The following is a 23,951-nucleotide window of genomic DNA, read 5'->3' as shown; positions in this document are numbered from 1 at the left end:
CTCGGACATGTTGCGCATCCTGCTGATCGACGACACCGAAAAGAAGGTCGGTCGCCTGAAAGCCGCGTTGAGCGAAGCCGGCTTCGAGGTGATCGAGACCGGCAACCTGAGCATCGACCTGCCCGCCTGCGTCGACAAGGTGCGCCCGGACGTGGTGCTGATCGATACCGAGTCCCCGGGCCGCGACGTGATGGAGCACGTGGTGCTGGTCAGCCGCGATCACCCCCGACCGATCGTCCTGTTCACCGATGAACACGACCCCGGGATCATGCGCCAGGCGATCCAGGCCGGGGTCAGCGCCTACATCGTCGAGGGTATTCACGCCGCGCGGTTGCGGCCGATCCTCGAGGTGGCCATGGCCCGTTTCGAAAGCGACCAGGCGCTCAGGGCTCAGTTACTGGCCCGCGACCAACAGATGGCCGAGCGCAAGCGTATCGAGCAGGCCAAGGGCCTGCTGATGAAGATGAAGGACTGTAACGAGGAACAGGCCTATACCTTGATGCGCCGCCAGGCCATGAGTCGCCAGCAGAAGCTGATCCAGGTGGCGGAGCAGATCATCGCCATGGCGCAGATGCTGGGGTAGCTGTCACGCCATCGTGCCGGCGGAATATCCTTGCAAGGGGCGCCCCGGCAAGGCCCCTGCTACAGGGACTGCACATGGCCGGGAGAAATCCAGGCAGCATTGGCCCGCCTCTTGCCTTGAAAACTTCGGCAGCCAACGGCGGCTGCCCCATCCTCCGACAAAGACGTCGCTCGCCCCTTCCACGGTCGTGGATCGGGCAGCGGCGTCTTTTCGTTTCCGCGCCCAACGAGGTGTTCAATGAATACGAGCTTCTGGAAATCCGGGCATGTGCCCACCCTGTTCGCCGCTTTCCTGTACTTCGACCTGAGCTTCATGGTCTGGTACCTGCTCGGCCCCCTGGCGGTGCAAATTGCCGCCGACCTGCAACTGAGCGCCCAGCAACGGGGCCTGATGGTGGCCACGCCGATCCTCGCCGGCGCCGTACTGCGCTTTGCCATGGGCCTGCTGGTCGATCGTCTGTCGCCCAAGACTGCCGGGCTGATCGGCCAGGTGGTGGTGATCGTCGCCCTGGCCTGCGCCTGGTACCTGGGCGTGCACAGCTATGAACAGGCGCTACTGCTGGGCGTGTTCCTCGGCTTCGCCGGGGCCTCGTTCGCCGTATCCTTGCCGCTAGCCTCACAGTGGTACCCGCCGCAGCACCAGGGCAAGGCCATGGGCATTGCCGGGGCGGGCAACTCCGGCACGGTATTCGCCGCCCTGCTCGCCCCGGCCCTGGCCGCCGGCTTTGGCTGGAACAACGTGTTCGGCTTCGCCCTGCTGCCGTTGCTGCTGACCCTGGCACTGTTCGCCCTGCTGGCGCGCAACGCCCCACAACGGCCCAAGCCCAAGGCCATGGCCGATTATCTCAAGGCCCTCGGCGACCGTGACAGCTGGTGGTTCATGTTCTTCTACAGCGTCACCTTCGGCGGCTTCATCGGCCTGGCCAGCGCCCTGCCCGGCTACTTCAGCGACCAGTACGGCCTGAGCCCGGTCACCGCCGGCTACTACACCGCCGCGTGCGTGTTCGCTGGCAGCCTGATGCGCCCGCTGGGCGGCGCCCTGGCCGATCGTTTCGGCGGTATCCGCACCCTGCTGGCCATGTACGGTGTGGCCGCCGTGGGCATAGCCGCCGTCGGCTTCAACCTGCCCAGCGCGGTGGCGGCACTGGCCCTGTTCGTCAGTGCCATGCTGGGCCTGGGCGCTGGTAATGGCGCAGTGTTCCAGCTGGTCCCGCAACGCTTTCGCGGGGAAATCGGCGTGATGACCGGGCTGATCGGCATGGCCGGCGGCATTGGCGGCTTCCTGCTCGCCGCCGGCCTGGGGGCCATCAAGCAGCATAGCGGCGACTATCAGCTCGGCCTTTGGTTGTTCGCCAGCCTGGGCCTGCTGGCCTGGTTCGGCCTGCACGGCGTGAAGCAACGCTGGCGCACCACCTGGGGCTCGGCGGCCGTCACCGCGGCGCGGGTCTGATGAGCTTGCGCCTGCTATTCGCCCAGGCCAGCGCCATCGGGCCGCGCGCGGAGAACCAGGATGCCTTGCGCCTGGTCACCCCCGCGCCGGAACTGGCCGCCAGCAAGGGCTACCTGTGCGCCCTCGCCGACGGCGTCAGCCAGTGCGCCGACGGTGGCCTGGCGGCACGGGCCAGCTTGCAGGCCCTGGCCCTGGACTACTACGCCACCCCTGCCACCTGGAGCGTGGCCCAGGCCCTGGACCGCCTGCTGAGCGCGCAGAACCGCTGGCTGCGCGCCCAGGGCAACGGCCAGCCATTGCTGACCACCCTCAGCGCCCTGGTACTGCGCGGCCGGCGCTTCACCCTCGCCCATATCGGCGATTGCCGGGTCTACCGCTGGCATGCCGGGCAGTTGCAGTGCCTGAGCCAAGACCATGTCTGGGACCAACCCGGCATGCAGCATGTGCTCAAGCGCGCGCTGGGCCTGGACCAACAGGTGCTGGTCGACTACCTGGAGGGTGAGCTGCACGAGGGTGAATGCTACCTGCTGCTCAGCGATGGCGTCTGGGCCAGCGTCGGCGATCAGCGCATCCAGGCGATCCTGCGCGAGCAAAGCGACCTGCAGGACGCCGCCGACACCCTGGTGGCCACCGCCCACCACGCAGGCAGCCAGGACAACGCCAGCGCCCTGCTGGTGCAGGTCGAGCAACTGGGCACGAGCAGCCTGGGCGACACCCTCGCGCAACTTCAGCAATGGCCGCTGCCTGGCGCGCTGCGTGACGGCCAACTGATCGATGGCTGGCAGGTCGATGGCTTGCTGGCCCAGAGCCGACAATCGCTGCTGTACCAGGTCCGCGACCCGCATGGCCTGCCCTGGCTGCTAAAGACCCTGCCGCAGTCGCGCGACCTGGAGTCCGGGGCCGCCCAAGCCTTGCTGCTGGAAGAGTGGTTCCTGCGCCGTGTCGCTGGCCGCCATTTCCCCGAAGTCCATCCGGCGAGTCAGCGCCAGCACTTGTACTACCTGATGCGTGCGTATGCCGGCACGACCCTTGGCGCCCAGCTCAAGGCCGATGGCCCGCTGCCCTTGCCGCAGTGGCTGGAAATGGCTCGCCAGCTGCTGCAGGCCGTTGGCGTGTTGCACCGGCGCAACCTGCTGCACCGCGACATCAAGCCGGACAACCTGCACCTGGGCGACGATGGTCAGTTGCGTCTGCTGGACTTCGGCCTGGCCTACTGCCCGGGCCTGTCCGAAGATCAACCCAATACCCTCCCCGGCACGCCCTCATACCTGGCGCCGGAGGCTTTCGAAGGCTCATCGCCGAGCCCACGCCAAGACTTGTATGCCGTCGGCGTGACGCTTTATCACCTGCTGACCGGCCACTACCCCTATGGCGAGGTCGAGGCGTTCCAGCGACCGCGCTTCGGCACGCCAGTGAACCCGGCGCGTTACCGTCCGGACTTGCCGGAGTGGTTGCAGCGCAACGTATTGCAAGCGGTGGCGGCAGACCCGGCGCAGCGCTTCGAGACCGCCGAGCAGTGGTTGCTGTTGCTGGAGCGGGGAGATCGCCAGGAGCTGGCCGAACGGCCACGGCCGCTGCTGGAGCGCGAGCCGTTGAAGGTATGGCGCACGATTGGGTTGGTGTCGCTGCTGTTGAACCTGGTGTTATGGCTGGTGCTGCTCAAACGCTGAGCGCGCAGGCATTCACGTTTCGTGTAGGAGCGGCCTTGTGTCGCGAAAGGGGTGCGTAGCGCCCCCAGGATTTCGGCATCACGCAAGATTGCCGGGGCTGCTACGCACCCCTTTCGCGACACAAGGCCGCTCCTACAAAGGGGTACGAGGTTTACCCTAAGAAATCCAGGCAAAGAAAAACCCGGCCAAGGCCGGGTTTTTCGTGAAGCTTCAAACCAATTACTTGGCCTGGGCTTCTACCTGAGCTTCTACGCGACGGTTAACGGCGCGGCCAGCTTCGGTGGCGTTGTCGGCGACCGGACGGGTCTCACCGTAGCCAACCGAGTCAACACGGCTGGATTCGATGCCGTACTGCTGGGTCAGGACTTGCTTGACAGCGTTGGCACGACGCTCGGACAGCTTCTGGTTGTAAGCGTCTGGGCCGACGGAGTCAGTGTGACCTTCCACGGTGGTGGTGGTCTGTGGGTACTGCTTCATGAAGTCAGCCAGGTTCTTGATGTCGCCGTAGCTGTTTGGCTTGACGACCGACTTGTCGAAGTCGAACTTGACGTCCAGCTCAACGCGAACGACTTCGGCAACAGCCGGGCAGCCATCAGCGTCAACGGTAACGTTGGCTGGGGTGTCAGGGCACTTGTCGACGTTGTCGCAGACGCCATCGTTGTCGCTGTCGGAGCAGACTTCGGCAACAGGAGCCGGAGCGGCTTCGGCTTGCTTCGGGCTACCGCCGAAGTTCAGGCCGATACCAACGCTCGGGGCCCACTCGGTGTCGCCCTGGTCGATGTTGTACTGAGCTTCGACGCCGGCACGGGCGTAGAACATGTCGGTGATGTACCACTTGGCGCCAGCGCCAACGTTGGCGAAGGTGGACTGGTTACGACCACCACGGCCGGTCTGGCCCAGGGACTGGTGGGAGAAACCAGCCGACACGTACGGACGGATAGCGTCGTACGGGTTGTTGAAGTGGTAAACGGCGTCCAGGGCGGTGTTCGAGCCCTTGATGTTCTTGCCATCGTCGCCACGAGCGTTGTGGACTTCGTCGTAACCCAGACGCAGTTCAACGTCGTCGGTCAGGAAGTAACCGATCGAGCCACCGAACAGGTTGCCGTCGTTCTTGAAGTCGCGCTGGCTGTCGAAGAATTCTTTCTTGTAGAAGCCTTCGACTTCTACAGCGCCAGTGCCTTGTGCCATAGCGCCAATCGAGGTGGCGGCTACGAGCGAACCAATGGCAAGGCCCAAGGTGTTTTTCAATTTCATCCGTTAAATCCCCATCTGGTGATAGTTAAGCGGTCCCACCAACATCCGGGGGACAACTCGACGGCAAGTCTAGCAGAACTTGCCGGTTGGTTAGAGGTATTTGCAGGCGACTAAGTTTCAGCCAACCCTGCAAATTTCTCTCTAAGCTTGTCGAGCGCACGCTTGTAACGCATTTTCGTGGCGCTCAGGCCCATGTGCATGATGTCGGCGATCTCCTGGAATTCCAGCTCTGCGACAAATCGCAGCACCAGGATTTCCCGGTCGATCGGGTTCACATGCACGAGCCACCTGTCCAGCCCGCCTTTCTCTTCCGGCTTCGGTGCCTTGTCCTCAGACGCCTCTTCGACAGGGTCCAGGCTCAGGGCATCCATCAGCCGGCGCTTACGCCGTTCCTTGCGGTACTGGGTGATGCATTCGTTGTAGGTGATGCTATAGAGCCAGGTCTTGAACTTGGACTTGCCCTCGAAGTTCTTCAACCCGTAGAGCACCTTGAGCATCACCTCCTGACAGACATCGTCGGCATCCCGGTCGTTCCCCAGGTACCGCGCGCAGACGTTGAACAGCGTGCGCTGGTAGCGCCGCATGAGCTCCTCATAGGCGCGGGTAACGTGAAACAGCTCCTCATGCGAACGCGCCACCAACTCCTCGTCGGTGAGCTCTCGGGGGTCATAGCGCATGGGCGGCGAATGAACTTTATTCAAAACGGATCTGGCCGACAGTCAGGTCAATGTCGCCGCTCGGCCCCGTGGGCCGATTTTCGCGGCGGCATACATTAACAGCTTTTGTGCGGTTAGCGGCTATTCACGCGCTGCTCGAGCAGCTCGCGATTAGACAGCGACACCAATTCGCCATCATCGGTCAGCACGGTCGTCTTGACCGTCCCGATCTCCTCGATGTGCCCTTCGACCTCGCCAATGCGCACCTGCTGGCCGACTTGGTAGAGTTCGCGGACATAGATCCCGGCCAGAATCTGCCCGGCGATTTCCCGGCTACCCAGGCCCATGGCCAAGGCAACGGCCAGACCAACGGTAATCAAACCGATGACGATCACGTGGTTCAGCAGGTCGGTCTTGACCTCCAGCTGGCTGATCGCCACCGAGATGCTGATGATGATCACCAGGCCCTGGACAATGCGCCCAACGCCAGCGGCGTACTCCAGGCCGATCCCCTCGGCGGCGCCGCGCACCAGGCCATTGGCCAACTGCGCCAGCAATACGCCGGCCAGCAGCACCAGCGCCGCGCCGAACACCTTGGGCAGGTACAGGGCGAGCATGTCGAGGGTCGCAGAGACTCGCTCAAGGCCCAGGGATTCCGCGGCCGAAACCAGGAAAATCAACAGCACGAACCAGTAGACGATCTTGCCGATCAGGGTCGAGATCGGCACCTGGATGCCGACCCGGGCGAGCATCTTGGTCAGCCCGGTGCCGCTCATCAGGCGGTCCAGGCCGAACTTGGCCAGCACCTTGGACAGCAAGGTGTCGAGCAGCTTGGCCACGACGAAACCAAGCAGCACCACGACCAGCGCGCCGAACAGGTTGGGGATGAAGTTCGCCACCTTGGTCCAAAGGGCTGTCATGGCGGTGACCAGGCTCTGGGTCCAGAGATCGAGTTCCATATTCAATCGGCCTTATCTGCGTTGCTGCCGGCGGCAGGTTTGCGGGTAGAGTTGCGGCGCACCGGCGCGACATGCGCCGAGCCATTGTTCACGGCGATCAGCAGCGCCTGGCTCCAACGGCCAAGCAAGCTGAACAGATCACCCGCGCCAACCTGGCGGTTGGCGGTTTTCAGCACGCGACCCAGGCAGGCGGCGTCATCCCGGTCCTCGCCGGACGGCGACGCCTTGAGCAGGTCGCGCAAGGATTCTTCAAACGGATCGTGCATGGGCACCTCGCGCAATGTGAGTCAAAGACGAGGGCTGGCGACGATGGGTCACACCTGCCACTGGGACGAATGTTTCAAATTGCCTCAGCAGGCCACTCGCACAGGCAAGCGCGATCCCTGTGGGAGCGGCCTTGTGTCGCGATGGACTGCGCAGCGCCCCCCTCGATTTCACACCCATCGCAACCGCCGGAACAGCAACCACTGCCCCACCGCCAAACCCAGCACGATCAGGCTGGCGAACAGGAAGCCATAGGGGCTGTTCGACCCTGGAATACCACCGACGTTGATGCCCAGCAGCCCGGTGATGAAGCTCATGGGCAGGAAGATGCAAGTGATGATGCCGAAGCGGTACATGGTCCGGTTCATCCGCTCGCTGCGGCGCCGGTCCTCGCTTTCCAGCACCAGCGCAGCGCGCTCACGAGCCAGTTCGAGTTCTTCGAGGTAGCGGATCAGGCTGTTGTTCAGCTCGTTCCAGTAATCGCTGTCGGGATCGGCAAACCAGCTGCACTTGTTACGCGACAGCTGGGCATAGATGTCACGCTGCGGGGCGAGAAAACGACGCAAGCCGGCGGCGCGGCGGCGGATCTGCTGCAGGCTGCCTTGTTCTGGGGTATACCGTTCGTCGGATTCTACCTTCTCTTCTTCTATATCCACCGCTTCCGACAGGTCGCTGACCAGCGCCTGGACCTTTTCGGTGAGCAGTTCGCCCATCAGCAACAGCAATTCGGCAGCCGATTTCGGCCCGCGGCCTTCATCGAGCTGCTGGAGAATCTCGTCACTGGCGCGCAGGGGCCGCAGGCGCAGGGAAATGACCCGGCGCGCCTCGGCGAAAATACGCACCGAAACCATGTCTTCTGGCTCGGCGCCGGGGTTGAGGTTGACTCCGCGCAGGAACAGCAGCATCTGCTCGTTGGCCATCTGCAACAGGCGCGGACGGGTGTTTTCCTCCAGCAGCAGTTCGCAGGCGAACTCGCTCAGGCCACTGTCATGCAGCAGCCAGGTGCGGGTCTGCGGATGGCTGCGATCCCAGTGCAACCACAGGCTTTCGTCGGCCTGCAGCTGCAAGCCATCCAGCTCGGTACGGGCGATCGAACGCGCGCCGCCCTTGCCGTCGAGCACCAGGGCATGCACCAGCCCCCATTGCGCGTTGTCTTCCTCGAACATCAAAGCTCCATCAGCGGGCAACGCGTCACTCGGGCATGTTCAGTGGGCTTGGCGAGACGATCACGCCATTGTTGTCGGCATAGACATATTCGCCCGGACGGAAGGTCACGCCGGCGAAGGTCACCGCGACGTTGAGGTCGCCGATGCCGCGCTTGTCGGTCTTCATCGGGTGGCTGGCCAGGGCTTGCACACCGACATCGGTCTGGATCAGCACATCGACATCACGCACGCAGCCGTAGATCACCAGGCCTTCCCAGCCGTTCTTGGCGGCTTTTTCGGCGAGCATGTCGCCAAGCAACGCACGACGCAGCGAGCCGCCGCCGTCGACCACCAGGACCTTGCCCTTGCCGTCCAGCTCGACCTGCTCCTTGACCCGCGAGTTATCCTCGAAGCACTTGATGGTGACGATCTGGCCACCGAACGAATCGCGGCCACCGAAATTGCTGAACATAGGTTCGAGCACCTGGACCAGGTCCGGGTAGGCGTCGCACAGGTCGGGCGTTACGTAATGCTGCATGGGAAACTCCTGTCAGTCACAACGAAAGCGAATGTGCAGCAAGGCTACACCGTTGGAGGGCTGGCAGTCATCCGAGACCGAGCAGTCAATTTACCTTTGCCTGCCCCGGCCTCTTCGCCGGTAATCCCGCTCCCAAAGGGGAGCGGTGAAATCCTGTGTGGGTTTACCCGCGAAGAGGCCAACGCAGCATCAACTGGCAGGCACCGGTTCCATCACCACCGTCGAGGCATGCACCGGCACCTGCGGATCCCTCAGCCAGCGTTCCACCAGCGGCCACACCTGGGCTTGCGCAGCCTTGCTGACCAGCATGTCGACATGGCCGAAGGCCTCGAAGCCCTCCTCGCGCCCCAGACGCAGGAACTGCCTGGCGTCACCGCCGAACTGCTCGAACAGCTTGCGGCAGGCCCACACCGGGTCTTGGAAGTCGCCGGCCCCGGCCACCGCCAGCAACGGCACATCGACCTCGGCCAGCCCCGCCCACCAGTCCTTGTCCTTGTCGCCGAAGCGGCCGAACAGGCCATTCCAGCGCAGGCTCTCCAGGGCCAGGCCGATGGGTTCGTCCTCCGGGCCACGCTTGAGGCGCGAACCCGAGATCTGCGCGAAACGCTTGAGCAGCAGGCGCGCGCCCCACTCCACCGGCGGTACTTTCAGCGGCCAATAGACCCGGCTGACCTGGGTGCCAAACAGTGCCGCGCTGGCCACCAGCGCGGTGCCCAGGTAACCGCTGCCCAGCGCCGCCGCCAGGGTGGTGCCGCCCAGCGAGTGGCCGATCCAGTGCGGTGCCCGCCCGGCCTGTTCCTGGACGAAAGCGCCGATCACCGGCAGGTCGTAGCGCGCATAGTCGGCTACACGATTGTGCCGCCAGTCACGGTTGCGCGGCGACAGTCCGTGGCCGCGCATCTCCGGGATCCACACATCGAACCCGGCCCGCGCCAGGTAGGCGCCCAGGCCAATGCCCTTGGGCGAATACCAGAAGCGTCGGTTGGAGAAGCTGCCGTGCAGGAGAATGACCGGCACGCCCTGGGCACGGTCCTGGTCGGCCAGGCCCAGGCGGGTGACGGCCAACTCGACGCTCGGGTCAGGGCTGTTGCCGGCCTTGATTCGATAGACGTCTTCGCTGAGGTCGCCGCGGCGCTCGGCACTGAGCAGCGCGACGGGGAATTGGCTGGAGCTGCTTTGCATGGGGTCACGAACATACAAGGGAAAAAAGGTAGGAGCGGGCTTGACCCGCGATCGGGCCAGGCTGGACGAGCGAGCCGTCCACACTGGCGCTATCGCGGGACAAGCCCGCTCCTACAGGGTCCGACGCGGGAACGCAGCAGCGCTCCCGCCGATCACATCAGGCCGCGCCCTGGCCCTCGGCCAGGAAGAACCAGGTCTCGAGCACCGAGTCCGGGTTCAGCGACACGCTCTCGATACCCTGCTCCATCAGCCACTTGGCCAGGTCCGGGTGGTCCGATGGGCCCTGGCCGCAAATGCCGATGTACTTGCCGGCCTTGTTGCACGCGGCAATGGCGTTGGCCAGCAGCTTCTTGACCGCCGGGTTACGCTCGTCGAACAGGTGGGCGATGATCCCGGAGTCACGGTCCAGGCCCAGGGTCAGCTGGGTCAGGTCGTTGGAGCCGATGGAGAAGCCGTCGAAGTACTCGAGGAACTCGTCGGCCAGCAGCGCGTTGGACGGCAGCTCGCACATCATGATCACGCGCAGGCCGTTGTCGCCACGGGCCAGGCCGTTCTCGGCGAGCAGGTCGACGACCTGGCTGGCCTCGCCCAGGGTGCGCACGAACGGCACCATGATCTCGACGTTGGTCAGGCCCATCTCGTTGCGCACACGCTTGAGGGCGCGGCACTCGAGCTCGAAGCAGTCACGGAACGACTCGCTGATGTAGCGCGAGGCACCGCGGAAGCCCAGCATCGGGTTTTCTTCTTCCGGCTCGTAGAGCTTGCCGCCGATCAGGTTGGCGTACTCGTTGGACTTGAAGTCCGACAGGCGCACGATGACCTTTTTCGGGTAGAAGGCCGCGGCCAGGGTGCTGATGCCCTCGACCAGTTTCTCGACGTAGAAGCCGACCGGGTCGTCGTAGCCGGCGATGCGCTTGTCGACGCTCTCCTTCAGCTCCGGCGGCAGCCCCGCGTAATTCAGCAGCGCCTTGGGGTGCACGCCGATCATGCGGTTGATGATGAACTCCAGGCGCGCAAGGCCCACACCGGCGTTGGGCAGCTGGGCGAAGTCGAAGGCACGGTCCGGGTTGCCGACGTTCATCATGATCTTGAACGGCAGCTCCGGCATGGCATCGACCGAGTTCTGCTTAATGTCGAAGCCCAGTTCACCTTCGAAGATGAAGCCGGTGTCGCCTTCGGCGCAAGACACGGTAACGCCCTGGCCGTCTTTCAGGACCTGGGTGGCATTGCCGCAACCGACCACCGCCGGGATGCCCAGCTCACGGGCGATGATCGCCGCGTGGCAGGTACGCCCGCCGCGGTTGGTGACAATGGCGCTGGCGCGCTTCATTACCGGCTCCCAGTCTGGGTCGGTCATGTCGGAGACCAGCACGTCGCCGGGCTGGACCTTGTCCATCTCGGACACATCGTTGATCACGCGGACCTTGCCGGCGCCGATGCGCTGGCCAATGGCGCGGCCCTCGACCAGCACGGTGCCCTTCTCCTTGAGCAGGTAGCGCTCCATGACATTGGCGCTGGAACGGCTCTTCACGGTCTCGGGGCGGGCCTGGACGATGTACAGCTTGCCGTCGTCACCGTCCTTGGCCCACTCGATGTCCATCGGGCGCTGGTAGTGCTGCTCGATGATCATCGCCTGCTTGGCCAGTTCGTTGACCTCGGCATCGCTCAGGCAGAAGCGCGCGCGCTCGGCACGGTCGACCTCGACGGTCTTGACCGAACGACCGGCCTTGGCCTCATCGCCGTAGACCATCTTGATCGCCTTGCTGCCCAGGTTGCGGCGCAGGATCGCCGGACGACCCGCCTGCAGGGTCTGCTTGTGCACGTAGAATTCGTCAGGGTTGACCGCGCCCTGCACCACGGTTTCACCCAGGCCGTAGGCGCCAGTGATGAACACCACGTCGCGGAAGCCCGACTCGGTGTCGAGGGTGAACATCACCCCGGCGGTGCCGGTCTCGGAGCGGACCATGCGCTGCACGCCGGCGGACAGGGCCACCAGCTTGTGGTCGAAGCCCTGGTGCACACGGTAGGAAATGGCGCGGTCGTTGAACAGCGAGGCGAACACTTCCTTGGCCGCGCGGATCACGTTATCGACGCCACGGATGTTGAGGAAGGTCTCCTGCTGGCCGGCGAAGGACGCATCCGGCAGGTCTTCGGCGGTGGCCGAGGAACGCACGGCCACGGCCATGTTGTCATTGCCAGCGGCCATTTCAGCGAAGGCCGTACGGATTTCCGAATCCAGGCGTGCCGGGAAATCGGCTTCCATCACCCACTGGCGGATCTGCGCGCCGGTCTTGGCCAGGGCGTTGACGTCATCGACATCCAGCGCATCGAGCGCCGCGTGGATGCGGTCGTTCAGGCCACTTTGCTCGAGAAAATCGCGGTACGCCTGAGCCGTAGTGGCAAAGCCGCCCGGCACCGAGACACCGGCACCTGCGAGGTTACTGATCATCTCGCCCAGGGATGCGTTCTTGCCCCCCACATGCTCCACATCATGGACGCCGAGCTTATCGAGGGAAACTACGTACTCTACCAAGGTGATCTCTCCACTAACTGTATTGGAAAAGCTCAAGGGCGCCCGCCTGCCTGATTGACTGGGCCGGACGCTTGTGGCCTGGACCTGGAAAATAAGTGAGAATGCCGAGCAACCGCGTTCGGCAAACCGAACCTATCATATCCAGAAATCTTCGGCAGCTTAAGGCCCCCAGGTGCAAATGAAACGAACCGCGTTCTTCATCTCCGACGGTACCGGCATCACTGCAGAAACGCTGGGCCAGAGCCTGCTCGCACAATTCGAGAGCATTCCGTTCAATAAATTCACGCGCCCCTACATCGACACGCTGGACAAGGCCCGGGCCATGGTCCAGCAGATCAACGCCGCGGCCGAGCGCGACGGGGTGCGTCCGATCATCTTCGACACCATCGTCAACCAGGACATCCGAGAGGTCATGGCCACGTCCAATGGCTTCATGATCGACATCTTCTCGACGTTTTTATCCCCGCTCGAACAGGAATTGACTGCCCATTCGTCGTATTCCGTGGGCAAATCCCACTCGATCGGCGGCAACTCCAACTACATGGAGCGCATCGAAGCGGTCAACTTTGCCCTCGACAACGACGATGGCGCGCGCACCCACTACTACGACAAGGCCGACCTGATCCTGGTGGGCGTGTCGCGCTGCGGCAAGACCCCGACCTGCCTGTATATGGCCATGCAGTTCGGCATCCGCGCCGCCAACTACCCGTTGACCGAAGACGACATGGAGCGTCTGCAACTGCCGGCGGTGCTGAAGAAGCACCACAGCAAGCTGTTCGGCCTGACCATCGACCCCGACCGCCTCACCGCCATTCGCCACGAGCGCAAGCCCAACAGCCGCTATTCGAGCTTTGCCCAGTGCGAGTTCGAGGTGCGCGAGGTGGAGAACCTGTTCCGTCGGGAGAACATTCCCAACATCAACTCCACGCATTTCTCGGTGGAAGAGATTTCAGCGAAGATCCTGGTGGAGAAAGGCGTGGAGCGGCGGTTCAAGTAGACCTGCATAACCCTCAAGGCCTGCGCGGTCCCTGTAGGAGCGGCCTTGTGTCGCGAAAGGGGTGCGAAGCGCCCCCATGATTTGTGCATCAATCGGATATTGCCGGGGCTGCTGTGCAGCCCTTTCGCGACACAAGGCCGCTCCTACAGGGACCGCGCAGTGGATATGAAAAAGCCCCGGCATCACTGCCGGGGCTTTTCTTTTACCTCAACGCAAGGCTCAGGACGGAATCACCGCCGCCTGCCCGCTCATCGCCAGGTCGACCAGCTCGCGGTTGGCCACCGCGTACATCGCATAGTCGGTGCCGGTGGCATTGCGCAGGTCGTCGAGCATGGCGCGCCAGCGCTCGACCATCACCCGGTGCTGCTCGCACCACAACGCCACCCGGGCGTCCATGTCATCCGGTGCATCGGCCATCTGCAGCACCGAGATGGTGATCGCCCGCTGCTGCAGGTCGATATCGTCGCGGAACGCCTCGCGGGCCAGGGCCTGCCAGTTGTTGTCCACCGGCAGGTTGCTGATTTCCTGCAGGTACCAGGTCAGGTCCAGCGAGCTGCCCACGGCGAAGAACGCCTTGGCCACCTGTGCCGGATCGTGGCCGGTCACGTCGGCGGCCTCGATGATCGGCAGTAGCGTGTACAAGTGGCTGGTGCCGGCAACCATGCGCGCCAGCAGCTCCGGCACACCGGCCTCGACGAAGCTCTGGTAACGCACCATCCAGCGCTCGCGGGTCGGACCTTCCAGCAGTTCGTCGAGCTTGAGCCCCAGCTGGGCGATCTTCGGCCCGAAGTGAGCCACGTCGCGACCGGCATCCTGCTCGTTGCGGCGGCTGCGCAGGAACCAGCGGGTGGCGCGACGGCCCAGGCGCATCAACTCGTCCATCAGGGTCAGCTGGATCTCGGCCGGGACCTGGTAGTCCAAGGCCTCGATCTGGCGGAACCAGTGCGGCAGGTGGAAGATGTCACGCACGATCACATAGGCGCCGGCAACGTTCGCCGGGCTCATGCCGGTGGACTCCTTCAGGCGCTGGACGAAGGTGATGCCCATGTTGTTGACCAGGTCGTTGGCGATCTGGGTGCTGACGATCTCGCGCTTCAGGCGGTGACGGCGCATCGAATCGGCGAACTTGCTCACCAGCGACGGCGGGAAGGCCGTTTCCATGTCACGGGTAAGGTAGTCGTCGTCCGGCACCAGCGACTTGAGCAGTTGCTCCTTGAGGTCGATCTTGCTGTACGAGATCAACACCGACAGCTCGGCGCGGGTCAGGCCCTGGCCGGCCGCCAGGCGCTCGGCCAGTTGCTCCTCGGTAGGCAGGAACTCGATGGCACGGTCCAGCTTGCCGCGGGCCTCGAGGTCGGCCATCAAGCGCTTGTACTCGGCGATTCGTTCGCGGGCACGGCGGGCCGCCAGCGACAGCGCTTGCGTCTGCTTGTAGTTGTTGCCCAGCACCAGGCCGGCCACTTCGTCGGTCATGCTGCCCAGCAGCTGGTTGCGCTGCTTCTCGGTCATGTCGCCACCCTGCACAACTTCGTTGAGCAGGATCTTGATATTGACCTCGTGGTCGGAGCAGTCCACGCCGCCGGCGTTGTCGATGAAGTCGGTGTTGGTGGCGCCGCCGTTGAGGCCGAACTCGACCCGGCCAAGCTGGGTCATGCCGAGGTTGCCGCCCTCGCCCACCACCTTGCAGCGCAGCTCGTTGCCGTTGACGCGCAGGGCGTCGTTGGCCTTGTCGCCGACATCGGCGTGGCTTTCAGTGCTGGCCTTGACGTAGGTGCCGATACCGCCGTTCCACAGCAGGTCCACCGGTGCCTGCAGCAAGGCATGCAGCAGTTCGGTCGGGGTCAGGCGGTCGGCTTCGATGGCGAAGCGTTCCTTCATCTGCGGGCTGATGGCGATGCTCTTGGCGCTGCGCGGGAAGATCCCGCCGCCTTCGGACATGATGCTGGTGTCGTAGTCGCTCCAGGCCGAGCGCGGCAGGTCGAACAGACGCTTGCGCTCGACGAAGCTGGTGGCTGGGTCCGGGTTCGGGTCGATGAAGATGTGCAGGTGGTTGAACGCCGCCACCAGTTGCAGCTTGTCGGACATCAGCAGGCCGTTGCCGAACACATCGCCGGCCATGTCGCCGACCCCGACCACGGTGATCGGGTCTTCCTGCACGTTGATGCCGCGCTCGCGGAAGTGACGCTGCACGCCGACCCAGGCGCCACGGGCGGTGATGCCCATCTTCTTGTGGTCGTAGCCGGCCGAGCCACCCGAGGCGAAGGCATCGCCCAGCCAGAAGCCGTAGTCGATGGCGATGCCGTTGGCGATGTCGGAGAAGGTCGCGGTGCCTTTGTCCGCCGCCACCACCAGGTAGGGGTCGTCGTCATCGTGACGCACCACGTTGGCCGGCGGCACCACGCCACCGTCCTTGAGGTTGTCGGTGATGTCGAGCAGGCCGGAGATGAAGATGCGGTAGCACGCCACGCCTTCGGCGGCGATCTCGTCACGGCTGCCGCCCAGCGGCAGGCGGCGCGGCAGGAAGCCACCCTTGGCGCCCACCGGCACGATCACCGAGTTCTTCACCTGCTGGGCCTTGACCAGACCGAGCACTTCGGTGCGGAAGTCCTCTTCGCGGTCCGACCAGCGCAGGCCGCCGCGGGCGACGTTGCCGAAGCGCAGGTGCACGCCCTCGACCCGTGGCGAATAGACGAAGATCTCGAACTTGGGTACAGGTTTCGGCAGTTCGGGGATCAGTTTCGGGTTGAACTTGAAGCTGAAGTACGACTTGTTCTGGCCGTTGGCATCCGGTTGGTAGAAGTTGGTGCGCAGGGTGGCTTTGATCAGGTCCAGGTAGCGGCGCAGGATGCGGTCTTCGTTGAGCACCTGGACGTCGTCCAGGGCGCTGAGGATAGCCTGTTCCAGACGCTGCTGCTTGTCGTCGAGGTCGTCCTGGGTCAGCTTGCGCGCCAGGTAGAAGCGGGTCTTGAACAACCGGGTCAGCTCGCGAGCGATGTCGGTGTGGTTGTTCAGGGTGCTGGCGATGTAGCCCAGGTCGAAGCCCAGGCGGATCTGCTTGAGGTAGCGGGCATAGGCGCGCAGCAGCGCCACATCGCGCCACGGCAGGCCGGCAGTCAGCACCAGGCGGTTGAAGGCGTCGTTCTCGGCGTCGCCCTTGACGATGTGGACGAAGGCGTCCTGGAAGGTGTCGTTGAGTTGCTGGATGTCGAGGTTCAGGCCTTCGCTGTAGGTGAAGGCGAAGTCGTGGATCCAGAACTCGCGGCCACTGGCATGGCGCAGGCGGTAGGGGAACTCGCCGAGCACGCGCAGGCCGAGGTTTTCCAGGATCGGCAGCACGTCCGACAGCGCCAGCGGCGTATCGGCGTGGTACAGCTTGCAGTGCAGCTGGCGCTCACCGAGCTGGGTCAGCGGCTGGTAGAAGCTCATCGCCAGCGGCTTGGCTTCGGACAGGCCGAGCACATGCTGCATGTCGACCACCGCCGAGTGCGCGGCGAAGCGCTCGCGGTAGCCGGCCGGGAAGCCTTTGGGGAAGTCGGCGAGGATGTTGGTGCCCTGGGCTTCGCCGAAGTTCTCCACCACCAGCGCCGAGAAATCGTCCTGCCACGAACGGCAGGCCTGGATCACTTCGTTTTCCAGCTGCTGCGGGTCGATGTCGATGCGGTTTTTCGGGTCTACCCGCAGGATCAACTGCACGCGCGCCAGCACCGATTCGGAGAAGAAGGTCCAGAACTCGCAGTCGGTGGCCTTCAGGCGCTCCATCAGCACCTGCTGGATCTTCTGCCGCACTTCGGTGGAGTAGATTTCCCGCGGTACATAGGCCAGGCAGTAGCAGAAGCGGCCGTACGGGTCCTTGCGCAGGAACACGCGGATCTTGTTGCGTTCCTGGATCTGCACGATCGACATGGCGGTATTGAACAGCTCGTCGACCGGGGTCTGGAACAGATCGTCGCGCGGCAGCACCTCGAGCACCTGGGCCAGTTCCTTGCCCAGGTGGGCCTTGGCGTCGAAGTGCGAGCGGCGCTCGACCTCGGCGACCTTGCCGCGGATATAGGGAATGGTGTGCACGCTTTCGCCGTACACCGACGAGGTGTACAGGCCCATGAAGCGGCATTCCTTGATGACCTTGCCGTCCTGGTCGATCTGGCGGATCGATACGTAGTCCGGGTAGGCCGGGCGGTGCACGCGGCTCGGCTGCGAGGCCTTGGCGAACGACAGCAGGCGCGGCTCGCGCAGGTAGGCGACGGCGTAGTCTTCGATACGCAGGTCATCCGCGCCCAGGCCGGCGCGCAGCAGGCGGGCCAGGCCCAGGAACGAGTCTTCGTCGTAGACCAGGTGGCCACCGCCGGCGTCGGATTCGACGGTGAATTCCTCGTAGCCGAGGAAGGTGAAGTGGTTGTCCAGCAGCCACGACAGGAAGCTCTTTACCTCGGCCTTGTCGTTCTGCGCAGGGCCAAAGGCGTTCTGCTCGACCAGTTCCAGCAACTCGCGGATCTTGGCCTTCATCGGCTCGAAGTCGGCGACCACGCCGCGCACCTCGGCCAGCACCTGTTCCAGTTCCTTGGCCAGGGTACTGAGTTCGGCGGCGCTGGAGCAGCGGTCGATCTCCAGGTACATCAGCGACTCATGACTGATGCCCTCGCCCTGGGTGCCCTTGGGCAGCAGCTCGAGCAGCTCGCCCTTGGCGCCGCGGCGCACGCTGAGCACGGTGGTCTGCAAGGTGTGGATGCTGTAGCCGCGGCGGTTTAGCTCGGTACGTACCGAGTCAACCAGGAACGGCAGGTCGTGGTGCAGCACCTCGACCACGGTATGGGTCGACTGCCAGCCGTGGCGCTCGTAATCGGGGTTGTAGACCCGCACTTGCGGGTGCTGGGGGTCGAAGCGCTCGATGATGCGCCAGGCGGACAGCGTGCAGCCGGCAAGGTCCGACAGCCTGCGCTGGGTAAGTTCGTCCAGAGAGATGATGCCGAAGAACTGCTCGGCGAACAGCGCCACTTGTGGCAGGGACTGCTCGCTGATGTGCTGCGCCAGGGCCACCTGCAGTTGATGCTGGAAGTCGGCTTTGCTGGCTGCGGTGAAGAACGCCATCTGTGGTACTCCGCTTGGGCTTTGTTATAGGTGAAGCGTCGCGTATGCCCGCCGTGTACGGATCAACGATAGCCAACCCGTAGCAAGCCGGACGGTAAACCAGGCGTTGGACGTGAAGACACATCCATCTGTTCCAGGGATGGGCATCTGCAAAGCCGACAGCCGGCGGCGGTGGCTTTACGGGTGTCCATCGACTGGGCAGCTTAACGACTGAGCGGTCACCACGGCTTGCAGCCCTGCGACATATTCGGTCAGAACGTGTCCCCCTCAGTGGGTAGGATAGGACGTTTCGCACAACGCCCGCTGATAACGCGACTTGCCCTGGGCCTTGGCCGCGAGCATCGCGCTATCGGCGCTGGCCAGCAGGTGCCGTGCCTCGCAGCCCTGCCCCGGGCAGGCAGCGATGCCGATGCTGACGCCGATGCGCAGCCCCGGCAGTTCCTCGGCCAGGGCCAGCCCGGCCACCGCGATCAGGCGCTCACACAGGGCGTCGACCTGCACCCCGCTGGCCTGGGTGATCAAGACGAACTCATCACCCCCTAGCCGGGCCAGCACATCCCCGGCCCGCAGCGTGCGCTCCCAGCCCTGGGCCACCGCCCTGAGCACCTGGTCGCCAAGCTCATGGCCATGGCCGTCGTTGACCTGCTTGAAACCGTCCAGGTCGAGGTACAGCAAGGTGAACGCCCGCCGCCCCTCCAACTGCTGGGCCAGGGCGCAATCAAAGCCGCGGCGGTTGAGCAGCCCGGTCAGTTCGTCGTGGCCCGAGGCATGCTCCAACCGCGACAGCAGCCTGGAACGCACCTGCATGGTGGTTTTCAGGCGCACCGCGATGATCACCAGGCACAGCAGCAGCGCCAGGCTCAGCACCACGCCGGCGACAAACCAGGCGTACGAGGCGATGCCCAACTGCGCCCGGTGCAACCAGACGAACACCAGCATCCCGGCCATGCCCAGCCAGGCACAGCAAGAGAGCGCCACCAAGGCGACGAAGCGCTGGCGCAGATGACGAACCAGCTGTTGCTGACGGACTTCCAAGATTTCCCCTTGCGCCGTGGCGGTCAGTGAATGCGCTTGCTGGGTGGGGCCTGGGGCAGCGGCGCGCGGCCCCGGGCCAGTTCGGCGGCGGCGATCTCGATCACCTCGACATAGGTCTTGCCGTACCAGCCCATCAGTTCTCGTAGGCTCTCGGTGAACTCGTCGCCATGCGAGGGGGCCTCGTCCGACTGGCTGAATGCTGTGGTCTTCCTGTGTGCCACCTTCGCTCCCGATGCGCGGCCCCATGCCGGTACGCCGCCACCCTAGGGCCCGCGCACCGGGGCGTCCAATCGAAAGTAGTGAAGCGCCGATCAGGGCGCTCTATCGACGCGCCGCTGGCCGCGTGCCAGACAGCGCGGTAGCATGCGTCGCATCATCCCGGACCCTGGTCGACCACCATGCAACTGAAAACCGCCCTGCTCTTCGCCACCCCTTGCGACGACGAGGAAGACAACATGGCGACCCTGTGCTGCCACAGCGACAAGGGCCAGATGTTCCTGCTGACCCGTTATCCGGACGAAGACACCGTCGACCTGACCCTGGATGACGAGCCGTCGACCCTGGATGGGCTGAAGGTGACCCTGAGCGCCGAACGCCTGTTGATCGAGGTGGCGCCGGGGGATCGTGATGCGCTGAAGGGGGATGAGTTGCTGGAAATCGTCCTGACCAGTGCCGGGACCGACATGGATGAAGTGAAGGAAACCTTGCAGAACATTCTGGCCGGTACCGGGACTCTGGTTATTGATTGAGGTGTTCATCTGCCTCACCGGCCCTTTCGCGGGTAAACCCGCTCCCACAGGACCTGCGCCACCCCTGAACCCGTGGGAGCGGGTTTACCCGCGAAGAGGCCGCCACAGACAACCTCCAATCCTGTTGGTCCCATTGACAATCCCGCAACCGCACAGGCATTGTCTGACAACCTGACTTACAAGAACCTTTGTCCATGCTCGAGCTCCAGCGCCCCGACACCCTCGTCGAACGCGTCGTCGGCGCCATCCGCGCCGAGATCGATTCCGGCCGCCTGGCCGCCGAATCGCGCCTGCCCACCGAACAGCAACTGGCTGAACAGCTCAATGTCAGCCGCTCGGTGGTGCGCGAGGCGGTAGCCCAGCTCAAGGCCGACGGCGTGCTGATCGCTCGCCGCGGGCTCGGCTCGTACATCTCGCAGACGCCCAGCGGCACGGTGTTCCGCTTCCCTGGCAGCCAGGGGCGCACGCCGGACCTGGTGCAGATGTTCGAGATGCGCCTGTGGATCGAGACCCAGGCCGCCGCCATCGCCGCCCGCCGTCGTGACGAACACGACCTGGCGCGCATGGCCGGCGCCTTGCGCACCATGCTCGACCAGCGCAGCGACTTTGCCGCCGCCTCGGCTGCCGACGTGGCCTTCCACCGGGCCATCGCCGAAGCCAGCAAGAACGACTACTTCGTCGCCTTCCACGATTTCCTCGGGGGTCAGCTGGCTGCCGCGCGCCGCACGGCCTGGGAGAACTCCGCGACCCCCTCGGTAGGCGGCTCGGCCGATGCCCTGCGCGAACACCAGGCGCTGTACCAGGCCATTGCCGATGGTGACCGCCAGGCAGCCGCCGCCTGCGCCGAAGCGCACCTGCGCGCCTCGGCGCAACGCCTGAAACTCGACCTCCCCGCCCTCGACTGACCCCGGAGACCCCCATCGCAACCTGGCGAGGTTTTCACGCGCACTAGTTAGTCTGACAACCTGATAAGCAGATTCACCGACAAGAATACCAAGGTACCCTGCATGACCTACGACTACTGCATCATCGGCGGCGGCATCGTCGGCCTCGCCACCGCCATGGCCCTGCTCACGCAGCGCCCCGGCGCCTCGTTGCTGATCCTCGAGAAGGAAGCCAGCCTCGGCCGCCACCAGACCGGCCACAACAGTGGCGTGATCCATGCCGGCATCTACTACGCCCCGGGCAGCCTCAAGGCCGAGCTGTGCAAGCGCGGCGCCCAGGCGACCAAGGACTTCTGCCGCGAGCACGGCATCGCCTTCGAGGTCTGCGGCAAGCTGCTGGTGGCCTCCAACGAGCTGGAGGTGCAGCGCATGCAGGCGCTGTACGAGCGCTCGCAGCAGAACGGCCTGAAGGTCGAGCGCCTGGACGCCGCCGCGCTGCGCGAGCGTGAGCCGAACATCGTCGGCAAGGGCGCGTTGTTCCTCGATGCCACCGGCATCGTCGACTACACCCAGGTCTGCGACGCCATGGCCAAGGTGATCCGCCACGGCGGCGGCGAAGTGCACCTGTCCACTGCCGTGCGCAGCATCCAGGAGCACGCCGACCACGTCGCCATCGGCAGCAACAGCCGTACCTGGCGCGCGCGCCAGCTGGTAGCCTGCGCCGGGCTGCAGTCCGACCGCCTGGCACGCCTGGCCGGGGTGAAGATCGACCACCAGATCATCCCCTTCCGCGGCGAGTACTACCGCCTGCCGGCGAGCAAGAACCAGATCGTCAACCACCTGATCTATCCGATCCCCGACCCGGAGCTGCCGTTCCTCGGCGTGCACCTGACGCGGATGATCGACGGCAGCGTCACCGTCGGCCCCAACGCGGTGCTTGGTTTCGGCCGGGAGAACTACCGCAAGTTTTCGGTGAACTGGCGCGACGTGGCCGAATACGCACGCTTCCCCGGCTTCTGGAAAACCATCTGGAACAACCTGGGCTCCGGCACCACCGAGATGAAGAACTCGCTGTTCAAGCGCGGCTACCTCGAGCAGTGCCGCAAGTACTGCCCATCGCTGGAGGTCGAGGACCTGCTGCCCTATGAAGCCGGGATCCGCGCCCAGGCGGTGATGCGCGACGGCACCCTGGTGCACGATTTCCTGTTCGCCGAGACCCCACGCATGGTGCATGTCTGCAATGCCCCATCGCCCGCTGCCACCTCGGCCATTCCCATCGGCCAGATGATCGCCGAGAAGATCCTCAAGGCCCGCTGATCCACCTGCTGCACCCACAATTACAAAGACAACAAGGAAAACCCCATGTCGGTACACGAGACGGCCCTGGCCGCGAGCGAAACCCCCGAACAGCAACGCAAGCGCCTGCGCAAGGTGGCGGCGGCGACCATCTTCGGCTCGATGCTGGAGTGGTATGACTTCTACCTCTACGCGACCATGGCGGCGATCGTCTTTTCGAAGATCTTCTTCGACCCGAGCAACCCGGCCGTGGCCTCGCTGCTGGCGTTCTCCACCTTCGCCATCGGCTTCATCGCCCGCCCCTTCGGTGGCGTGCTGTTCGGCTACCTGGGCGACCGTTTCGGGCGCAAGCACGTACTGGTGATCACCTTCTGCATGATGGGCCTGTGCACCATGTTGATCGGCCTGATCCCCGGCTACGCCACCATCGGCATCTGGGCGCCGATCCTGCTGGTGATCATCCGCATCATCCAGGGCCTGGGCGCCGGCGCCGAGCTGTCGGGCGCGGCGGTGACCTCCTACGAGCACGCCAGCGAAGGCAAGCGCGGCAGCCAGGGCGCCTGGCCGGCGCTGGGGCTGAACCTGGGCCTGCTGCTGTCGTCGCTGACGGTGTACCTGCTGACCATGAACGGCAACGAGTTCCTGCTGGCCGGCGGCTGGCGTATTCCGTTCATTGCCAGCATCGCTTTGGTAGCGGTGGGCTTGTGGGTACGCAAGAGCATTCCCGAGACACCGGACTTCAAGGCGCTGGACAAGGCCGAGGAAAAGCCACAGGTGTCGCCGCTCAAGCTGTTGTTCAAGAACGACCTCAAGGGCCTGGCCGTGGTGTTCTTCGTGGCCGTGGGCTACAACGCCCTGAGCTACATCTTCAAGACGTTCTCGCTGGCCTACCTGACGCAGTTCAAGGGCGTCGAGGCGCATGTCACCTCGCTGTCGGTGACCCTGGCCAGTCTGGTGGCGATCTTTGCCGTGCCGTTTTTCGGTTGGCTGTGTGACAAGTGGAGCAGCAAGACCGTGTTGATGCTCGGTGGCGTGCTGTCGGCGTTGTTCGCCTATCCCTTCCTGGCGCTGCTGTCGACGGGCGAGCCGATGCTGATCTACCTGGCGATTGCCGTGGGCACCGGTATTCTTGCGCCGATGATGTTCGCGCCACAGGGGTCTTTCCTCAGCCGACAGTTTCCGACCCAGACGCGGTCGTCCGGGTTTGGCACGGGGCGCGAGGTCGGTACCGCGGTGGCCGGTGGTTTGGCGCCGCTGGGCGGACTGGCCTTGGTGGCCGGGTCGGCGACCCATTCCACCGATGGCGTGGCGTTGATCCTGGCGGTGGCTGGGGTGTTGGTGGTGGTGTTTGCGTTTTTTGACCAAGGATGGCGGCATTCGCAAGCGAAGAACTGAACGCTGCCGCGACTTGGATTTTGATTTTGATTTTGATCGGAAGCCGAAAGGTTAACCTCACAACTGGCTAGCGACAGCTACGTCAGTGCAGGCGCCGCCCGTACCTTCGCGACTTCAGGAGGCCGAACGCAGGCCTTGCGGAGGGAGGTGACGGGCATGGATGCCCGTCAAGCGCTGCGCCCCAGGATGGGGCGTTCAGCGCGGTCCTCCCGGGAGCAAGGCCGGAGTGAGGGGACCCGGAGCGAAGCGCAGGGCCGGATGAACGGAGCGCAGCGTT

Annotated in this window: 19 protein-coding genes; 8 read left to right on the top strand and 11 right to left on the bottom strand. The window is 64.5% G+C overall.

The annotated features are described in order from the left end of the window. Positions 1-7: 7 nt before the first annotated feature. The 3 genes from HU772_RS08050 to HU772_RS08040 all read left to right on the top strand — a co-directional run bounded on the left by HU772_RS08050 (position 8) and on the right by HU772_RS08040 (position 3,702). Complete coding sequence (locus HU772_RS08050; protein ID WP_186661893.1) at positions 8-583, top strand: ANTAR domain-containing response regulator; 576 nt, start codon at positions 8-10, stop codon at positions 581-583. Positions 584-820: 237 nt separating this feature from the next. Further along, positions 821-2,032, top strand: a complete 1,212-nt coding sequence (locus HU772_RS08045; protein WP_186661894.1) for a nitrate/nitrite transporter — start codon at positions 821-823, stop codon at positions 2,030-2,032. Beyond that, a complete protein-coding gene (locus HU772_RS08040) occupies positions 2,032-3,702 on the top strand; it encodes a bifunctional protein-serine/threonine kinase/phosphatase (protein WP_186661895.1) in 1,671 nt (556 codons plus the stop codon). The genes HU772_RS08045 and HU772_RS08040 overlap by 1 nt, the downstream gene beginning before the upstream one ends. A gap of 219 nt (positions 3,703-3,921) precedes the next feature. Here HU772_RS08040 and HU772_RS08035 read toward each other — a convergent pair whose 3' ends face one another. From HU772_RS08035 to ppsA, 8 genes are all read right to left on the bottom strand, one after another. Beyond that, on the bottom strand, positions 3,922-4,956 hold the full coding sequence (locus HU772_RS08035; protein ID WP_186661896.1) for an OmpA family protein: 1,035 nt from the start codon (positions 4,954-4,956) through the stop codon (positions 3,922-3,924). A 110-nt stretch (positions 4,957-5,066) separates the two neighbouring features. Further along, positions 5,067-5,633, bottom strand: a complete 567-nt coding sequence (sigX, locus tag HU772_RS08030) for an RNA polymerase sigma factor SigX (protein WP_036986838.1) — start codon at positions 5,631-5,633, stop codon at positions 5,067-5,069. A 113-nt stretch (positions 5,634-5,746) separates the two neighbouring features. Further along, a complete protein-coding gene (locus tag HU772_RS08025) occupies positions 5,747-6,571 on the bottom strand; it encodes a mechanosensitive ion channel family protein (RefSeq protein ID WP_186661897.1) in 825 nt (274 codons plus the stop codon). Positions 6,572-6,573: 2 nt separating this feature from the next. Next, positions 6,574-6,837: a CrfX protein gene (locus tag HU772_RS08020; protein WP_186661898.1), complete on the bottom strand. Its 264-nt coding sequence runs from the start codon at positions 6,835-6,837 to the stop codon at positions 6,574-6,576. A 168-nt stretch (positions 6,838-7,005) separates the two neighbouring features. Then, the gene (gene cmaX, locus HU772_RS08015; protein WP_186661899.1) at positions 7,006-8,001 is read right to left on the bottom strand and encodes a divalent cation transporter CmaX; all 996 of its coding nucleotides are present in this window, start codon (positions 7,999-8,001) and stop codon (positions 7,006-7,008) included. A 25-nt stretch (positions 8,002-8,026) separates the two neighbouring features. Continuing rightward, complete coding sequence (gene rraA / locus HU772_RS08010; protein ID WP_186661900.1) at positions 8,027-8,518, bottom strand: ribonuclease E activity regulator RraA; 492 nt, start codon at positions 8,516-8,518, stop codon at positions 8,027-8,029. Positions 8,519-8,707: 189 nt separating this feature from the next. Further along, positions 8,708-9,700 (bottom strand): alpha/beta fold hydrolase, encoded by a 993-nt coding sequence (locus tag HU772_RS08005; RefSeq protein ID WP_186661901.1) that lies wholly within the window; start codon positions 9,698-9,700, stop codon positions 8,708-8,710. A gap of 157 nt (positions 9,701-9,857) precedes the next feature. Next, positions 9,858-12,233, bottom strand: coding sequence for a phosphoenolpyruvate synthase (gene ppsA / locus HU772_RS08000; RefSeq protein ID WP_186661902.1), 2,376 nt, complete (start codon positions 12,231-12,233; stop codon positions 9,858-9,860). Positions 12,234-12,411: 178 nt separating this feature from the next. Here ppsA and ppsR point away from each other — a divergent pair, with 178 nt between their 5' ends. Continuing rightward, entirely contained in the window at positions 12,412-13,230 is an 819-nt protein-coding gene (ppsR, locus tag HU772_RS07995) for a posphoenolpyruvate synthetase regulatory kinase/phosphorylase PpsR (RefSeq protein WP_028692934.1), read from the top strand. Between the two features lie 219 nt (positions 13,231-13,449). Here the strand turns inward: ppsR and HU772_RS07990 are convergent, their stop codons facing one another. From HU772_RS07990 to HU772_RS07980, 3 genes are all read right to left on the bottom strand, one after another. Continuing rightward, a complete protein-coding gene (locus HU772_RS07990; protein WP_186661903.1) occupies positions 13,450-18,315 on the bottom strand; it encodes an NAD-glutamate dehydrogenase in 4,866 nt (1,621 codons plus the stop codon). Between the two features lie 267 nt (positions 18,316-18,582). Beyond that, the gene (locus tag HU772_RS07985) at positions 18,583-19,350 is read right to left on the bottom strand and encodes a GGDEF domain-containing protein (RefSeq protein WP_186661905.1); all 768 of its coding nucleotides are present in this window, start codon (positions 19,348-19,350) and stop codon (positions 18,583-18,585) included. 23 nt (positions 19,351-19,373) lie between these two features. Further along, entirely contained in the window at positions 19,374-19,571 is a 198-nt protein-coding gene (locus HU772_RS07980; RefSeq protein ID WP_186661906.1) for a hypothetical protein, read from the bottom strand. A 177-nt stretch (positions 19,572-19,748) separates the two neighbouring features. Between HU772_RS07980 and HU772_RS07975 the strand changes: the two genes are divergently transcribed. From HU772_RS07975 to HU772_RS07960, 4 genes are all read left to right on the top strand, one after another. Continuing rightward, positions 19,749-20,099, top strand: coding sequence for a hypothetical protein (locus HU772_RS07975; RefSeq protein ID WP_186661907.1), 351 nt, complete (start codon positions 19,749-19,751; stop codon positions 20,097-20,099). A 194-nt stretch (positions 20,100-20,293) separates the two neighbouring features. Continuing rightward, entirely contained in the window at positions 20,294-21,004 is a 711-nt protein-coding gene (locus HU772_RS07970) for a FadR/GntR family transcriptional regulator (RefSeq protein WP_186661908.1), read from the top strand. A 102-nt stretch (positions 21,005-21,106) separates the two neighbouring features. Beyond that, on the top strand, positions 21,107-22,300 hold the full coding sequence (gene lhgO / locus HU772_RS07965) for an L-2-hydroxyglutarate oxidase (protein ID WP_186661909.1): 1,194 nt from the start codon (positions 21,107-21,109) through the stop codon (positions 22,298-22,300). Between the two features lie 45 nt (positions 22,301-22,345). Beyond that, positions 22,346-23,674: an MFS transporter gene (locus HU772_RS07960; protein WP_186661910.1), complete on the top strand. Its 1,329-nt coding sequence runs from the start codon at positions 22,346-22,348 to the stop codon at positions 23,672-23,674. Positions 23,675-23,951 lie beyond the last annotated feature (277 nt).

The organism is Pseudomonas xantholysinigenes (assembly GCF_014268885.2).
Classification (GTDB): Bacteria; Pseudomonadota; Gammaproteobacteria; order Pseudomonadales; family Pseudomonadaceae; genus Aquipseudomonas; species Aquipseudomonas xantholysinigenes.
Note: the sequence above shows the minus strand (reverse complement) of the source record. Positions and strands in the feature narration are given on the sequence as shown.

Bases quoted from the DNA above. Each gene is read 5' to 3' on its own strand.
- HU772_RS07960 (WP_186661910.1), top strand. From the start codon at position 22,346: ATGTCGGTACACGAGACGGCCCTGGCCGCGAGCGAAACCCCCGAACAG.
- HU772_RS08025 (WP_186661897.1), bottom strand. From the start codon at position 6,571: ATGGAACTCGATCTCTGGACCCAGAGCCTGGTCACCGCCATGACAGCC.
- HU772_RS08050 (WP_186661893.1), top strand. From the start codon at position 8: ATGTTGCGCATCCTGCTGATCGACGACACCGAAAAGAAGGTCGGTCGC.
- sigX (WP_036986838.1), bottom strand. From the start codon at position 5,633: ATGCGCTATGACCCCCGAGAGCTCACCGACGAGGAGTTGGTGGCGCGT.
- HU772_RS07990 (WP_186661903.1), bottom strand. From the start codon at position 18,315: ATGGCGTTCTTCACCGCAGCCAGCAAAGCCGACTTCCAGCATCAACTG.
- HU772_RS08040 (WP_186661895.1), top strand. From the start codon at position 2,032: ATGAGCTTGCGCCTGCTATTCGCCCAGGCCAGCGCCATCGGGCCGCGC.
- lhgO (WP_186661909.1), top strand. From the start codon at position 21,107: ATGACCTACGACTACTGCATCATCGGCGGCGGCATCGTCGGCCTCGCC.
- HU772_RS08005 (WP_186661901.1), bottom strand. From the start codon at position 9,700: ATGCAAAGCAGCTCCAGCCAATTCCCCGTCGCGCTGCTCAGTGCCGAG.
- HU772_RS08045 (WP_186661894.1), top strand. From the start codon at position 821: ATGAATACGAGCTTCTGGAAATCCGGGCATGTGCCCACCCTGTTCGCC.
- HU772_RS08035 (WP_186661896.1), bottom strand. From the start codon at position 4,956: ATGAAATTGAAAAACACCTTGGGCCTTGCCATTGGTTCGCTCGTAGCC.
- ppsR (WP_028692934.1), top strand. From the start codon at position 12,412: ATGAAACGAACCGCGTTCTTCATCTCCGACGGTACCGGCATCACTGCA.
- cmaX (WP_186661899.1), bottom strand. From the start codon at position 8,001: ATGTTCGAGGAAGACAACGCGCAATGGGGGCTGGTGCATGCCCTGGTG.
- rraA (WP_186661900.1), bottom strand. From the start codon at position 8,518: ATGCAGCATTACGTAACGCCCGACCTGTGCGACGCCTACCCGGACCTG.
- HU772_RS07970 (WP_186661908.1), top strand. From the start codon at position 20,294: ATGCTCGAGCTCCAGCGCCCCGACACCCTCGTCGAACGCGTCGTCGGC.
- HU772_RS07975 (WP_186661907.1), top strand. From the start codon at position 19,749: ATGCAACTGAAAACCGCCCTGCTCTTCGCCACCCCTTGCGACGACGAG.
- HU772_RS08020 (WP_186661898.1), bottom strand. From the start codon at position 6,837: ATGCACGATCCGTTTGAAGAATCCTTGCGCGACCTGCTCAAGGCGTCG.